We start from the raw sequence: 13,957 nt of genomic DNA, 5'->3' as shown, positions 1-13,957 counted from the left end.
CTGTGGCTGCGAAAATCATTTCGTCTCGCAAGAGCGCCAGTTGATCATCGGCACCGCGCGCGGTCTGTCGCTGCGTTACGTATTCATGCTACTGCATCGCGCGCTCGGTCGACCCCTTTAAGCCAGGTGGCTCGCCGCATTGCGAGACGGTGACGGGCAAGGGAGAGCGTATCTCGCGGGCAACCACGAAGGCGCTCTGGCAAAGAAGCGAGGCGGATGGCCTTGCGGGTGGCCGAGAGTGATGTCATCCGGCTCTCCTGCCGATCTCTGCCGGCTAGATCTGGAGCAACAGCTTTGCGTAGATATGGCTCTTTTCAGAGGCCATCTATGATGGGAGCCGAGCGCGTCTTCGAGCCGGGGAATAGGCTGCACATGCGCTGTGCCCACCTATTGCGATCGTGCTAACCTTGGCTATTCGGACTTGCCGTTAAGGCAAGCGACAGATTGAAGTTATGCTGCACCATCTGATTCCCTGGCTCGGTTTCGAGAGCTCGCCGATACAGGGCCTGTGCCGCGTCATGCCGCCCCTCAATGTCCAAGATCACGCCCTTCGCATTCAATGCACGTACGTTTGCTGGGGCTGCAACCAAGACGCTGTCGAGCACCTCAACTGCTTCGTGCGGGCGCTTCTGGGCCACCAAGGCTTTTGTAAGCCGTATCGCCGCATCGACATTGTCCGGGTGCTGCTTCACCTCATCCCGCAAAGCCCGCTCTTGAACATCCTGACCAACTTCGCGCAAAATGCGTTCCCGCATAGCGGGATCGATTTGATCGGCGCTGAGCAACTCTGGGGAAGATGTCTCCTGCACGGAAAGAGCGGGCTTTTGCCAGCTGGCGCAACCGCCCAAAGGCAGAATGGCGAGTACGGCAAAAAGAAGTGAGTTCCGGCGCAGAAACATAGGCGATGGAGAAACTGTATTACTAACAAATTTCATATTATCTCTCGGTTATCAGGGAGGCGCGTGGCGTTCAGTTAGGAAAGGTGGAACTACTCTAACAATCCGCTGTTCGATCCGTGCGGGAGTTTGACGGATCCTGCGGGGCGAATTGTAAAGTCGGAGGCGAGGTCTTGATAAGACAGCACGGCGAGATCGATCCCGTTTCGCGTCAGAAAGCCGCGGACGAAACGTCGGACATCCATTGACGTCAACAGAATAGGGCGGGTTTGACCCGGTTCTGTGTTCGAAACGACCTGACGTATCTGTGATAGCATCGCCTCGCTTTGCCGATCCTCCAGTGCGAGATAGGGGCCTGCATCCGAATCTCGAACCGCGCCACGCAACACATCCTCGCTCTCGCGTTCGACGACCAGGGCGGACACGATGCCCTCGGTGTTGGCATAGCGGTGGCAGATCTGTCGCTTCAAACCAGAACGGACATATTCCGTCAGCAGGGCAACGTTTTGCTCACGCTCGCTCCATTCGGCCAATGCCTCCAAGACGAGACGGGTGTGGCGGATTGGTATACCTTCCTCCAGGAGGCGGCGCAGAACATCGGCAATCCGAGGAATCGGCGTCGTGCGCAGCACCTCTTTCACAAGCTCAGAATATTCCTGCTCCATTCGGCCCAGGAAATGTCGCGTCTCTTGGATGCCCACCAATCGCGGTGCGTAGCGGGTCAACGCTGCATGGACGCGCAAGGCGAGGAGTTCGCCGGGAGCCCGATGCTCCGTGCCGGCGCCCGTAAGGGCCTGTGCAGGGGTATGTTCCACCGGGAGTCTGTCCGTTTTCGGCTCACGTCTAAGGGGGATACCGCTCGAGTCGACGTGCGCTACATCGGCTCGGAGCGTCATCTGGCTTGGATCTATCGCGTCCTGTTCGACTGGCACGCCCTCGACATCTATCCGGAATTGCGATGCAGGCAGCTGCTCGTCAACCAAGACAGGGATGCGGGGGACGATAATGCCCAGATCGGCTGTGACCAGGAGCGAGACGCGCCCAATATGTTTTTGCAATTCGGCTTGATCGATCGCCTGCATAAGATTTGGCGCCAGAAAAAATGCGATCGGGAATTCCTTCGCAGGCGCGGCTTGCTTAGGCTCCGCTGCAGTTCCATCTTTCGCATCGGCAGTGCCGGCGCCCAGCACATCAGCCTTGACAATGCTTACCGCAGCGAACACTGCGGCCAGCATCAGAAAGACGGGGAGGGGAAACCCAGGAACGAACCCCATCACAACCAGGACGCCGGCCGCCAGTCGCAAGGCTCGAGTGCTGGCCGTGAGCTGACTGACCATTTCGGTACCGAGGTTGATCCTCGCCGTCCCAGTCACACGGGTGACGATGGTCGCCGCAGTAATGGAGAGCAGAAGGGCCGGAATCTGCGATATCAATGCATCGCCTATCGTCAGCAGAGTATAGTGATGCAGTACCTCGCCGAAGGACATGCCCTTGGAGAGCAGGCCGATCGAAATTCCACCCAGCATGTTGATGCAGATAACCACCAGCCCGGCGATGGAATCGCCCTTCACAAATTTCATCGCGCCGTCCATCGCGCCATAGAGTTGGCTTTCCTTCTCCAATTCGGCGCGCCGCCGGCGGGATTCGTTGGCATCGATGTGGCCGTTGCGTAGCTCTGCGTCGACCGCCATTTGCTTGCCCGGCAGAGCATCCAGCGTGAAACGCGCCGCCACTTCTGCCACCCGTTCGGCACCCTTCGCGAGGACCATGAATTGCACCATGGTGACGACCAGAAATATGACGAAACCCACCACGATATTGCCTGAGATGACGAAATCGCCAAAGGTATGAATAATGCTGCCGGCCTCCCCCTCGGCCAGGATCAGTCGCGTCGTTGCGACCGTGAGCGCGAGACGGAATACAGTGGAAATCAAAATAACGCCGGGCAAAGAGGAAAAATCAAGTGGAGTACTGACATACAGGGCAACCATCATCAGCAGTATGGCCAACCCCATATTGAATCCTATCAGTGCGTCGACCACCACGACCGGAATAGGCATGACCATCATCGCGACAGCCAGAAGCAGCATCAACGCGACCATTAAATCCGGGCTGGCCGGCGCACGCTTGATGAAGTCACGCAGGACGTTGGCCATCGAGACACCTTTGCAATCGGTTGAGACTTACTCTGCTGTTACGCCCTGAAACGTAGCTTTCGAACTCCGAAGGCGCCTCGGCCTTGGCCAGCGCGTGACCCTGCATGAGAGCCACAGACAGGCGCGAAATGGCTGGGCAGCAAATGTTTCCAACGCAGCCAGCTTGTCAGCACCGAGCGCGACAGGATGTTTGGCTGGCCATAGAGTGCTGCTTGATGGGGCCTGCGAGCTTTCAATATGGGAGAGCAGCAATGCGGCCATTCCTGCTCAGCAGCACACGGCTGTCCTCAATACGATCGACCACCCATCCATCAGCCAAAATGGCGCCGACAAAATACTTCTCGCTGTCGATGACAATATATGGTTGGACCCCATGCCACACAGCTTCGACCGCGATTGCGGATGGCGCCTTCTCCTCTTTGATGAGCACTCCGTTCACCAGTGTTAGAGCACCCTTGGTGCGACGATCGAACGATTGCTGAAGCTTCTGCCAGCTGATGACCGATTCAGACGTGACGGTGCCTTCGGCGGTCACAACACCCTTTGCCGACCCAATCTTGACGTCGAGAAGACCCGCTCGATCGACTTCCTCCTGCAGCTCTTGGGCCGCTGCCTCCGTAAGTTCATTGTCAGCGCGGTGACTGATCGTTCTGGACGCGACTTCAGCCCGAAGTGAATTGGGGCTCGATCCACTTGCATTGCCAAGATAGGAGATCGTGCCTGAAAGCGCGCCGATCCCGAGTGAGCTGATTATGACCATGGCGAGCACACCGATCGGTAGGCGCGGTATGCCGGTCGAACCAGGCGGCTCTGCATCCTGCACGGACAAAGCAATGGACATCTCGCCTACGAGCAGGACGACAGGAAGGGGCACAACAACGGACTGGCCTGCGGCGATATTCCGGTTGCCCTCGATACTGAGTCCGGGTGCAAGCGCCTCGAGTTCGATCGACTTGCCAAGAAGAGTTACACGAAGATGATGCGGTGCCAGTCCTTGCTCGACAAAGACCAAATCGGCATCGAAGCCGCTGCCGATTAAACACGTTTGAAGATCCGTCTTGCCGGTCAGTCCGCAATAGAGCCCCGAAAGCACTTCGAAACGGAGGGAAACGGCGTCATCCACAGAGCATCTCTCAAACAGGATAGAAGCCGCACGGCAATTGCCATGCGGCTCATTTCGGGACTACGTCGCGTCAATAAGGAGACGCGCTAGGGGCAGTCTAAAAGCCGCTTCCGACATTACGAAACGCGTTCGTCGGCGGCCTTCTTGATGGTCTGGAGATTGGTCGTTAGAGTGCGCAACTGGACACTCCTTTTCGTCGCCTCCAAGCTAACATTGGTTAGTTCCTGCACTTGCGCCTGAAAAGCAGTAGCATCAGCTCCGCTTGTATTGCCGGGAGTGCCACTGTTAGTTTTATCGGTATTGCCGGCGCTACTGGTATTGGTATTGCCTGATTTTTTATTATTATCAACTGCAGCCATGATCATTCCTTTTTCTGTTGGAGTTGTGCCGTCAATAACGGCCTGTATGACCTCACGCCGGATTTTCCCGCGTCAGGCATCTTCTGTGTCATCCAAAGCTTCATCGGCCTCAGCCATCGCATCGTTCGCGAATTGGAACGCGAACGATCGCAGGATACTTTGGAAGGCTTCACTTTGTGCTGCAGACTGTGAGTTGTCTTGAAGTTGATCATTTGAAACGGTCCGGTTATCCGCCCGATCGTTCCCGCCAGCTGGCTTGCCATCATTCCCACCAGCTGGCTTGCCATCATTGCCACCAGCCGGCTTGCCATCACCAGAATGCTCGGATTTCGAATCCCCATGGCCCTTTCGGATCAAGGAAGTCCCGAGGTTGCCAACTCCACTCCCAATTGCTGCTATCATCAGGTACTCCGGCATTTGCCATTGGCGGCGACGTGTTAAAGGTTAACCTCGATCAAGCTAAGGGCGGGAGCTTTCGAGAACCTGACGGCTTTTGACAAAAACCGGCCAGCGCAAAAACGTATGCTCTGCAGGATGTTGCTCTCGCATCGAACAGTCGACCACGATCTCGGCTGTTCGGCCAATCCCGCCGTCCACGCATGCCGCGACCGAATGGCAGCCGCAGCAGCTCGTTTGCATCCTCGATGCTGTGGTGTCGAACAGGAGACACGGTCCACGTGCTGCATGACCGCAATGACCGTATTCTTGCTGGCTCCACGGGCGCACGCAACGAGCAGGAACTCGGTCTTTGCATCACCATTCTCTCGCCTGCACATCACGGCCCGGCGCGGTGAGCTCATTGGCTTCGAGAAGGTCGGCGACCGTACGAACATGGGATGGTCTGCCGGCTTTGGGAGGCCGGTGCGGATCCTCTTCTCACCATATCGAAAGCTTGAAGCGGTCGGATTTTCTTGCCCTGTTCGTGAGGACTCCCATCGTCAGCTAATCGTCAGCCAAGCGGTCTATCTAGGCCGGCCGTGCCTGACCTTCGGATCCAAAGGTCCCGTCTCGACACTTTTTATAACTATAGATCGAAATAGTTCCCGCGCGATAACAACGCGCACGCTTCTCTGAAGCAAATGTGTGACTTTTTTCGATGGCGAACGAGAGGAGTGACGCATCAATAAAATCTTCAGGCACGTGTCTAGGAAGGGGAGCTAGCCGAGTTGGTCTGATTTCATTCGCTGTTCCTGGAAATCGACGGACTGAAGCGCTGATAATCTCAGGACCAATGGCAACGTTGCGAAAGTCCTGTGAGCTCGGGCCAATCTTGGCCTGCTACTGAGAAGCACTTTGGCGGGAACATTACGCCGTCGCGGGTCTGGCTGACCGTGACGTTAACCGAAAGATGCCGCTGGTCTCGTCGGCCGCCAGCACAATAGCAGCACATTCTCGCCTAATACGGAGACGCAATATGAAGGGCATTGGCCGACCACGGAAATCGCAGGCTGAAACTGGAGCCAGCCGCGCGGGGCGGGCGAGCAGTTCCCTTTCGCAATCAAGTCTTGCCGGGGGAGAAGGTGGACAGTCATTCGATTCCGTCGTGGAGCAGATGCGCTCTAGGGACGCCGATAGGAGGCCCTCCTCCGTTCCCGTTGCGCGCGGTCCAGGCGATGCCCGCGAAAGTCTGCCAGGCGCCTCGATTGGCGAAGATCAAATCCTGAACGCACCGCCACGTGGAGCCGCTGCGCCACCACGCGGAACCGTAGCGCCACGTGGCGCAGCCGCAAGGCGGCGCGGTTCTCCCTCCATGTCTGAGGGTGAAGCAATGGCGCCGGTCGGTAGCCAACTATCAACCGCGCAGGTGGAAGGCACCAGCTCATCGTCAAATGAAGATATCAGTCCGACACAGCTCAGAATGAACAGTCTTGTTCAACAACTGACTGATTGCGAGGCTGCGGCCAGGAAAACCGATGTCCCCGAGGAGGGGGTGGAGCTGATCAGTCGGGTCGTCGATGCAGCCTCAGCAATTCTGGACTACCGCGCTAGCCTGCCTGCGGCTGAGGCGCAGACAATTATGCCAGACGACAAGGTGCGTAGATGTTGCCAGATCGTGTGCGACGCCGCGAATGAAGTAGACACACTTGGCCTGTCGACGATCACGAAATTGGACCAAAAGACCAAGATAGCGGCAGGTATGGTCGATAAACTCTACTCCTACTCCCAGGCGGACCGGCAGGAGCTGTTGATTTTAAATGTGGAGAACCACCATACGGCGGCAATTAAGTGGTGGGAAAAAAAGGCATGGCGCTCCGAACGGCAGCGATCAGCCTGCGCTGCCACCGCTAGCCTATCCAGTGGAACGCCCGTGATGCGGGAAGCCGAGCGGTGCGCACTGCGGCTGCGTGCCGGCTCGGTACTGAGTGTCAGGATCTGGCTGGTCCGTGAGCGGATCGGTCTTGCGCGGGCCAAGATTGAACTGCGGGCGAGCAGGTTCGAGCCAGATTTGAAGGAACTCCTCGTCGGTCGAAATGGAGTGGTGCAGCTGATGGCAAGCGCCGGTCAAGAAGCTCTTCGCGCCCTCTCTTTGGCGAAGGGCATAATGGATGATGGCAAAGCACTCAACGCTCATGATTGCGCGGTTGTAGAAAAAATCATGGAGCGGCTTTCGGATTTTGGATTGGCGTTGCACGAGGTGCATACCAAGCTAAGCCATACCTACCCAGATGCCGGCCTCCCATTGAAACTGTTCGAACGGATCGTGGACGATGCATGGATCACTGCGCACGATGCCATGCACTTGTTGAACCTGCAGTCTCCGCCGTCAGCCATCATGGCGCCACAGGCCCAGGCGGGCGCTGCGATGCCGGCCAGGGCAGGCGCTGCGATACCGGCTGACACTGCTGGTACGGCTGCAGTGTCAGAAGGCACTACAGCGCGAAGGAAAGGGAAGTCAAAGCATAAGTCGGCAGCTCGCGCCGGGACTTCTGCCGCCGGGCAGCCATCAACACCAGTCGCTGCGAACGCCGGCACAGTGCCAGCAGCCAAGGTTCTCGCGCGCTCGGATCAAGTTGCGAGTACACAGGTGAGAGCGCAAGAGGTGGCTGCGAGTTCGTCGGGGGCAGGCTCGACAATCGGGGGCGCCGCGTTGTCAATGGAGGTATTGACGGAGCGGCTCAAACGATTGGACGAACTTTTGCAGTTCGATCTGGCCGGTCAGCAAAGCGTCGTCTCCCAAGTGCGCCAGATGAAGCCTGAGGAGGCCGGTAAGGTCGTGGACGATGTGGCCCAGTACCTGCGAGCCCAGGCCATTGAGATGCAAACCTGTCTCGCCGGGTTGCAGGGGCGTAATGTACGCCTGCTACTCACCTCCACCCAGCTACCCAAAGTGCACGAACGCACAGACCAGCTCAAAGGGTTGCTGAACATGGTGCTGGGACAGGCCAACGCATTGAATGAAGGAAAAGCCGGCATTACGACTGATTGCATGAAGACCTACGCATTTCCGGCGCAAAAATACCTGGAACATTTGTGCAATGCCGACGAATTGATGCCGCCGGAGGCACCGGTCGCGCTGCGTGGCGAGCCAGGAAAGCTGTTTGAGATGAAGCTGCAGCCCAAGATGCTGGTCAATGGTGCGATGCCGAGCCCGATGTGGGTGCACATCCACACGAGTCGCCCCGTCATGGCCAGAAACTTGGAAGGGCTGGCTGATTCCGAATTCACCGCTTGCCACGTTAAATCCAACGAACAGCGCGGCTACAATCGAGAGCGAGAGGAAGCCGATGCTAGGTCCGGTCGCGAGAAGGTCATAATTCATCGCGGCAAACTCACCCCCGCTTTCTGTAAGTCCTTGTTGACCTCGGGGCTTGGCCGCCAACCACGCCATTCGCGTGCCGAGCTCCCGTCGGCGCAGGCTGCATGACAGGGCACGTACTTTGGGGTCTAGGGCAGAATGCGGCCGGCCACGCTGTGAGTCAGCGAGCATTTCTCCTGGCCAAACCGCGAATGCCGCTGCGCGAGTTGCGGTCCGGCGATTGGAGTCGATCGGCTACCGTCAGGGCCGATTTGCGATGTCGCGTTACCTGCTGTTGACGTGGCGGCGTATCTTGCCTCCCATCCAACTTATCGCCGAGATCGCGCCGCCAAGATCGAGGCGGAAGGTCTTCCTGCGAGCGCGGAGCAGGCATAGCCGATCCGATCGGGATCGGCGCATCGCAACGACCCAACGGTGTGGTGGAGAAAATTGGATTCGGGAGAGCTCGTATCCAAGAGGCGGAGTTCCGGCCCGAATACAATCCGCTCGCAAGCACCCACGATGCGCATCCGCAGTTTATTGTCTGGGAGAATGGGCTGGATTGCTCGGCGGCGCTGGCGCTAAGGCGGGGCTGTCGCCGGACAATTAGCATTCACTGCCAACAGCCTTGCAACCGTCACCAGTTGCAAGGCTCGGCGGCGGGTCGACAAATCACATGAAATCGTCGTCGGACCCGCTATCGCTGCTGTCGCTGTCCTCGGTTTTGTGGAGATAGAGTGGAGGTTTGCCTGCACGCTGCCACTCACCGGCACTGTTCTTCGTCCATTTGTCGGGATGCTGCGTAGGGTCAAGCACCAGGTCGCCATGATCCACTTCAACAAACCCCATCGTCTGCGCGCGCGCTTGTGCTTCCGGATTAGCCGCACGCCAATTCAGCAACGGTCGGTCGCCGTCTATCCGAAGTTGATGCTCCAGCAGAATATCGCCCGCATTTTCGACGAGCGGATGGGCGACTTGAAGATCCACTATGGAAGTGACCTCAGTTCGACCAGGAAATTGTTCCCGCCAACTTTCCGATTCGAACTCGTTCATGCTGAATCCGCCTTCCATTCTCAGCAGTCCGGCACTCCGGTCTCCCAATTGGTAACTGAAATATCGCGCGTGCTCCGTATCTCGACGGATGCCATATTGCTGAGCAACGTCCGCGGTGCGCCTGGCTCGTGACGATACGAACTCCGAATACTCTTGAGGATTGTCGGCGATGTGCGTGATTTCATCACCATGAAATTGCCTCACCTGTCTCCTGAAGGAAGTCCTGTTGATCTCCACCACAGGAGGTCGGGAATTGAGGGAGTATGCTTGGGGAGCCGCCGATGATGAGGCGCCGCTACCTTCCGATCCGGATAAGTGCATTCGGGCAAATGTGTCCGCGAACCCTTCGCTTCCTGCATCCGATTGCTCGCCGGCATTATGCGCGCGGTAACTATCGGATGAGCCACCAATTCGACCATACATGACGATTCGTACTCCTATGTTTCGCAACCGAGCTCAAGTTAGCACGGCTGTTCAACATAGGGCGCTTAGTTGACGACTAGCTGACGAGGGCATTCCAACGGGTGCACCAATCAAATCCGCACTGCCGGCCTCAAAACCTCGGACTGCGCCACGCACCGGCCAGCAGAGGCTGCAAGGTCATGCCCGGAGGACTTGCCGTAGTTGCTGGGTGGCAGATCCGAGGGGAGTGATTGCCCCAGGCCCGCGGTTGCGCGGTTGGCCTGACAGAGACACTGGGGCACGGATGGCCAGCCGACATTTGCCGCTAGCATGGAGCCAGGTCAGTTTTGAACTGGGCAGTCGTGGACTTAAATGACTAGGCCAAGCCTGCGGCAAAGAATGCTTTCGCGACAGGCTGGAAATATTGCATAGGAACCGCGTGGCCGAGTTTTGTAGTGCCTATCAGCTGACGCGCTAAGACATGGTCATGGACGATCGTCAGGCGTAGTGCCCGCGCCTCACTCAACACATGTGAAACGCGCTCACCTTCGGCACGGCAAACTAAGAACGGCACCCCGGTTTCACCGCGAACGTAACGCAGACCGATCAGGACCGCCCTTCCTGTTAAGACCAGCGTGGCGCGATGCACGCCAAGCGCAGGCTCGTCGGCCGCCTCCTCGCGGATGCGACGCTGTTCACCTTTCAACTCTGGCGCTCCTTGCTGATCCTTCGACTCGCGCGTCACTTCGGTATTGGTCATGCGCATTTCGCGCAGATACAACGCGCGCTGGAGCAGGAGATCGATCAGTCCGCCGACCAGCAGTGCGCCGGCGCCAATTCCCATCAGCAATTTTGTCTCCATAAAGATGAGGCCAACACAGCCCATGCCGCAGATCGGCAGAGGGACCATTGTCTTCCACATCCCGAGAAGGACAATGGAAAAGGTTGCGCTGAGAACCAATACCTTGAACATGGTCTTGCAGACTTCGACCATGGAACGAGCAGACCCCAAGCGCTTCAGCCCTTCAAAGGGGTCAATTTTCTTAAAGCTGAGCTTCATCGGCTCCAGAGAGAAGACAAATCCACCATTGGCTAGCAGGCTGGCCAAAATCACCGCGGCGACGAGGGTTCCAAGCAGCGGGCCAACAGCCGCGACGGTGAGTTGGACGAGCACAACCAATGCCTGCGGCACCGCGGTATCGAAAGGTAGGCTCTGCAACTTGGTGGCTAATAGGAGCGCTTCCCGGCATTTGTCCTCGATCACGCTGCCTCTTAGCCAAAGGTAGCCGAGCCCAGCGCAAGTCCCGACCGCGCGGACGAAATCGGAGCTACGTGGCAGCTGTCCTTTTTTGCGCGCTTCACTTAACTTCTTCGGGCTGGCGGCGTGTGTCTTCTCTTCACTTGTGTCGCTCATGGCAGCAATTTGTCGAACCACTCCAGCACGCCGTTGGCACGTGTGACCTCCAGTTTCATGCTCTCCACCAGATAGGCAGCGTAGGTGACCATGAGAACTGGAAAGACAATGTTCTTGATTGCCGGAGACAGTTGGCTCGCCTTAAATTGCGGGGCAAAGCGACGCAGCAGCATCATCGATATATCAATCAGTATCAGGAAGAACACGACAGGCCCCGATACCAATAATGCCGTGCGCATTATGCTGTCGAGAAGCCCCAACAACTCCATTGCTCCTGGCCCGCTCAGTGTCGGGTGAAACTGATACACCGGCCAAATCAAGTAGCTGCGGTACAGGACACTGATCAAAGTTTCCAGGCCTCCTGATCCGACGAATATGGCAATCGCAGTGATCCCCAGAAAAACGCCCATCGCGGAAGCCTGACTGTTCGTCGCGGGATCGGCCGAAGCGGTCGGGCTGCTGATGCCGCGTTGGTTGTCGATAAGCTCCCCGGCAGCCTGAAGGCCCCAAAGCGGAATGCCAAGAAAAGTGCCAAGGAGTACACCGACAAAAACTTCCTTGAATCCGAGCAGGGTTAGCTGGATCAGGCGCGTATCAGGATCCAGCGCCGGCAATCCGCCGCTGACGTGTGCCAGGCATGGTAGTGCGAAGCCAACAGCCAAACAGCCCCGGATCAGCCCACTGATCTGCGAGCGTGTGAATACGGGAAAGATCAGCATGATGCCCATCGCGCGGGCTGCCCCAAGACCTGCCGCAACGACGAGTTCGAGAGCCGTCTGGATCAGAATTTGAATATCGGCCGATGGCGCGTCCATGGGGCGGACTAGTAGCTAAGTGTCATTGCGGGAAACTCGGTGAAGATCTGATCGGCTAGCTCTATGAGCGGGGCGCTTAGCACAGGAGCAAACAGCCCAATCACCGCGACAACGACCAGAAGCTTCACGGTGAGCGGCAAGCTTTCATCCTGGATCTGCGTCGCCGCCTGGAGGATGCCGATGACGAGGCCGACAACCACTGATGCAATGAGCGGCGGTAGAATCCAGATCATGAAAACCACCAGTGATTGGCTCATAAGAGTAATGATGCTGGATTCAGTGATGATCAGCCTCCCGGTAACGTATAACTCAGCACAAGCCCATGCATCAATTTTGACCAACCATCAATGGCAACAAACAAAAAGATCTTGAACGGGACAGATATAACAGTTGGTGAGACCATCGACATACCCATTGCCATCAAGATAGTTGTCACTATCAGATCTATAACAATAAAAGGCAGATAAAGTAGAAATCCTATCTCAAATCCGCGCTTCAATTCTGATAGCAAGAAAGATGGTACAAGTATTGCAAAGTCATCAGGCGTGGCTGCAGCGTGCATTTCCTCTGGCCAGACCTTTTCTGTCGAAGATAGGAAAAATCGCCGCTGCTCTTCATTTGTGAATTTCTTGAGATGCTCGCGCAAGGGCTCACTTCCGGCTTTAGCGGCGCTTACCCAGTCATCGAATGTCTGATAGTGGAGCTTGGGATCCGACATGCGGTCATAGGTCTGCTCAGCAACGGGCGCACTAACGAACATAGTGAGGATCATCGCCGCGGCGTACAGCACCACATTGGGTGGTATGGTCTGGGTCCCGAGCGCATTGCGGACGAGGAAAAGAACAATTGATACCTTTACAAAGGCCGTTGTCGTGGCAACTGCTAAAACCAGCAGACCGAGTCCGGCGGTAACCGCAAGAAGCGCCAGGATTGTCGGCTGAGCTTCACTCATTGCATGCAAACCCGCCACGGAGCCTGATGCCCAGCTCTTCTCCGATGCGGACAATGTCGCCACGCCCGATACGCTGACCATTGGCCACTATGTCGACCGGGCCGTCGATCGGCCATCCAAGTTCAAAAATATGCCCTTCGCCGGCACTTCTTAATTCCCCAAGAGAAATAGGCCAGCGGCCGCATTCAAAGACAAGCACGATCTCGACATCGTCGAGATCCTTAGTAAGCTCCAGTTGCGATCCGGGTTGTGTCATATGCGCACTCTCCAAAGGACACGGTCGCGGGCGGAAAGGCCCCCGCAAGATTAATTCATCGCCGTCAAGATCCGCCTCGGCGCACAACTGGCCGACAGCTAGGGTGATCTGGCCGCGGCCGAACGGCGCAATATCGGGCAACAATGCATCACCGACACATGCGCTTCGAAGAAGCGCCGCAGGAAGGCGAAGCGTGCCGACCTCTCCTGCAACAATGAGCGGGAGCTCTGGAGGCAGCCCGCCCAGCTGCCGCGGCAACTGGGCAAGCAGTTCGCCTAGCGCGCGAAACGCAGGCGGTACTAAGCCGTCAAGTGGCGTGAACAGGAATAGACGGCCCTTGCCCTTGACCGCGCCGAAAATGATGTCGAGTTCAAGATGAGGAGCCAGCATCGTGGCTTCGCATACCCGCACGAGTTGCACGTTCAGACGCGTCGTCTCCTCCAGTCGAGTGACAAGCGGCTCCAGAGCGAGTTCGAGAATTAGCGAAGCAGTTGGCTCGGAAGGGAAGGCCAAGCCGTTCTGCACTGTCGTGATGAACTCCTCTACGAGCGGGCGCGACAGTGACAAGATGACCGTTTCGGCTCCCACTCTCCAGACGCAGTCAAGCATCGGAATGGCAGCAGGTTCCTGCTGCCAGACAAGCCCTGCCGTTCGCACCGATAGCGGCACCTCGTTGATCCGGCTTTGAAACGGCGTGCGCGGCGCTCCTGTATCATTGAGCCACGAGACAACCGTGTGGCACAGTTTCAGAACTGGTTCGAACATGGCGGGTGTGACCACAGCGCCTATCAAAGA

At 57.3% G+C, this 13,957-nt stretch carries 12 protein-coding genes; 1 reads left to right on the top strand and 11 read right to left on the bottom strand.

The features are described 5' to 3' along the window. Positions 1–401 precede the first annotated feature (401 nt). The 5 genes from RPG13_RS30920 to RPG13_RS30900 all read right to left on the bottom strand — a co-directional run bounded on the left by RPG13_RS30920 (position 402) and on the right by RPG13_RS30900 (position 4,936). A complete protein-coding gene (locus RPG13_RS30920; RefSeq protein WP_246684448.1) occupies positions 402–935 on the bottom strand; it encodes a tetratricopeptide repeat protein in 534 nt (177 codons plus the stop codon). Positions 936–988: 53 nt separating this feature from the next. Next, on the bottom strand, positions 989–3,052 hold the full coding sequence (gene sctV / locus RPG13_RS30915; protein ID WP_135937772.1) for a type III secretion system export apparatus subunit SctV: 2,064 nt from the start codon (positions 3,050–3,052) through the stop codon (positions 989–991). 232 nt (positions 3,053–3,284) lie between these two features. Then, a complete protein-coding gene (locus RPG13_RS30910; protein WP_337126770.1) occupies positions 3,285–4,175 on the bottom strand; it encodes a SctD/MshK family protein in 891 nt (296 codons plus the stop codon). 116 nt (positions 4,176–4,291) lie between these two features. After that, entirely contained in the window at positions 4,292–4,534 is a 243-nt protein-coding gene (locus tag RPG13_RS30905) for a nodulation protein NopA (RefSeq protein WP_224570034.1), read from the bottom strand. A gap of 72 nt (positions 4,535–4,606) precedes the next feature. Continuing rightward, a complete protein-coding gene (locus RPG13_RS30900; RefSeq protein WP_091595908.1) occupies positions 4,607–4,936 on the bottom strand; it encodes a hypothetical protein in 330 nt (109 codons plus the stop codon). 1,348 nt (positions 4,937–6,284) lie between these two features. Between RPG13_RS30900 and RPG13_RS30895 the strand changes: the two genes are divergently transcribed. Then, the gene (locus RPG13_RS30895; protein ID WP_337126769.1) at positions 6,285–8,399 is read left to right on the top strand and encodes a hypothetical protein; all 2,115 of its coding nucleotides are present in this window, start codon (positions 6,285–6,287) and stop codon (positions 8,397–8,399) included. A 543-nt stretch (positions 8,400–8,942) separates the two neighbouring features. Here RPG13_RS30895 and RPG13_RS30890 read toward each other — a convergent pair. From RPG13_RS30890 to sctQ, 6 genes are all read right to left on the bottom strand, one after another. Then, positions 8,943–9,746 (bottom strand): hypothetical protein, encoded by an 804-nt coding sequence (locus tag RPG13_RS30890; protein ID WP_024505378.1) that lies wholly within the window; start codon positions 9,744–9,746, stop codon positions 8,943–8,945. A 355-nt stretch (positions 9,747–10,101) separates the two neighbouring features. After that, on the bottom strand, positions 10,102–11,139 hold the full coding sequence (locus RPG13_RS30885) for an EscU/YscU/HrcU family type III secretion system export apparatus switch protein (protein ID WP_024505377.1): 1,038 nt from the start codon (positions 11,137–11,139) through the stop codon (positions 10,102–10,104). After that, entirely contained in the window at positions 11,136–11,954 is an 819-nt protein-coding gene (sctT, locus tag RPG13_RS30880; RefSeq protein WP_024505376.1) for a type III secretion system export apparatus subunit SctT, read from the bottom strand. The genes RPG13_RS30885 and sctT overlap by 4 nt, the downstream gene beginning before the upstream one ends. A gap of 8 nt (positions 11,955–11,962) precedes the next feature. Next, positions 11,963–12,211: an EscS/YscS/HrcS family type III secretion system export apparatus protein gene (locus tag RPG13_RS30875; RefSeq protein ID WP_081714428.1), complete on the bottom strand. Its 249-nt coding sequence runs from the start codon at positions 12,209–12,211 to the stop codon at positions 11,963–11,965. 29 nt (positions 12,212–12,240) lie between these two features. Continuing rightward, positions 12,241–12,906: a type III secretion system export apparatus subunit SctR gene (gene sctR / locus RPG13_RS30870; RefSeq protein WP_029354851.1), complete on the bottom strand. Its 666-nt coding sequence runs from the start codon at positions 12,904–12,906 to the stop codon at positions 12,241–12,243. After that, positions 12,899–13,927: a type III secretion system cytoplasmic ring protein SctQ gene (gene sctQ / locus RPG13_RS30865; protein ID WP_337126768.1), complete on the bottom strand. Its 1,029-nt coding sequence runs from the start codon at positions 13,925–13,927 to the stop codon at positions 12,899–12,901. The genes sctR and sctQ overlap by 8 nt, the downstream gene beginning before the upstream one ends. Positions 13,928–13,957 lie beyond the last annotated feature (30 nt).

The sequence above is a fragment of the Mesorhizobium sp. ISC15 genome (genome assembly GCF_037162615.1).
GTDB lineage: Bacteria > Pseudomonadota > Alphaproteobacteria > Rhizobiales > Rhizobiaceae > Mesorhizobium > Mesorhizobium mediterraneum.
The sequence above is the reverse complement of the archived record's forward strand: the minus strand, read 5'-3'. Positions and strand labels throughout refer to the sequence as shown.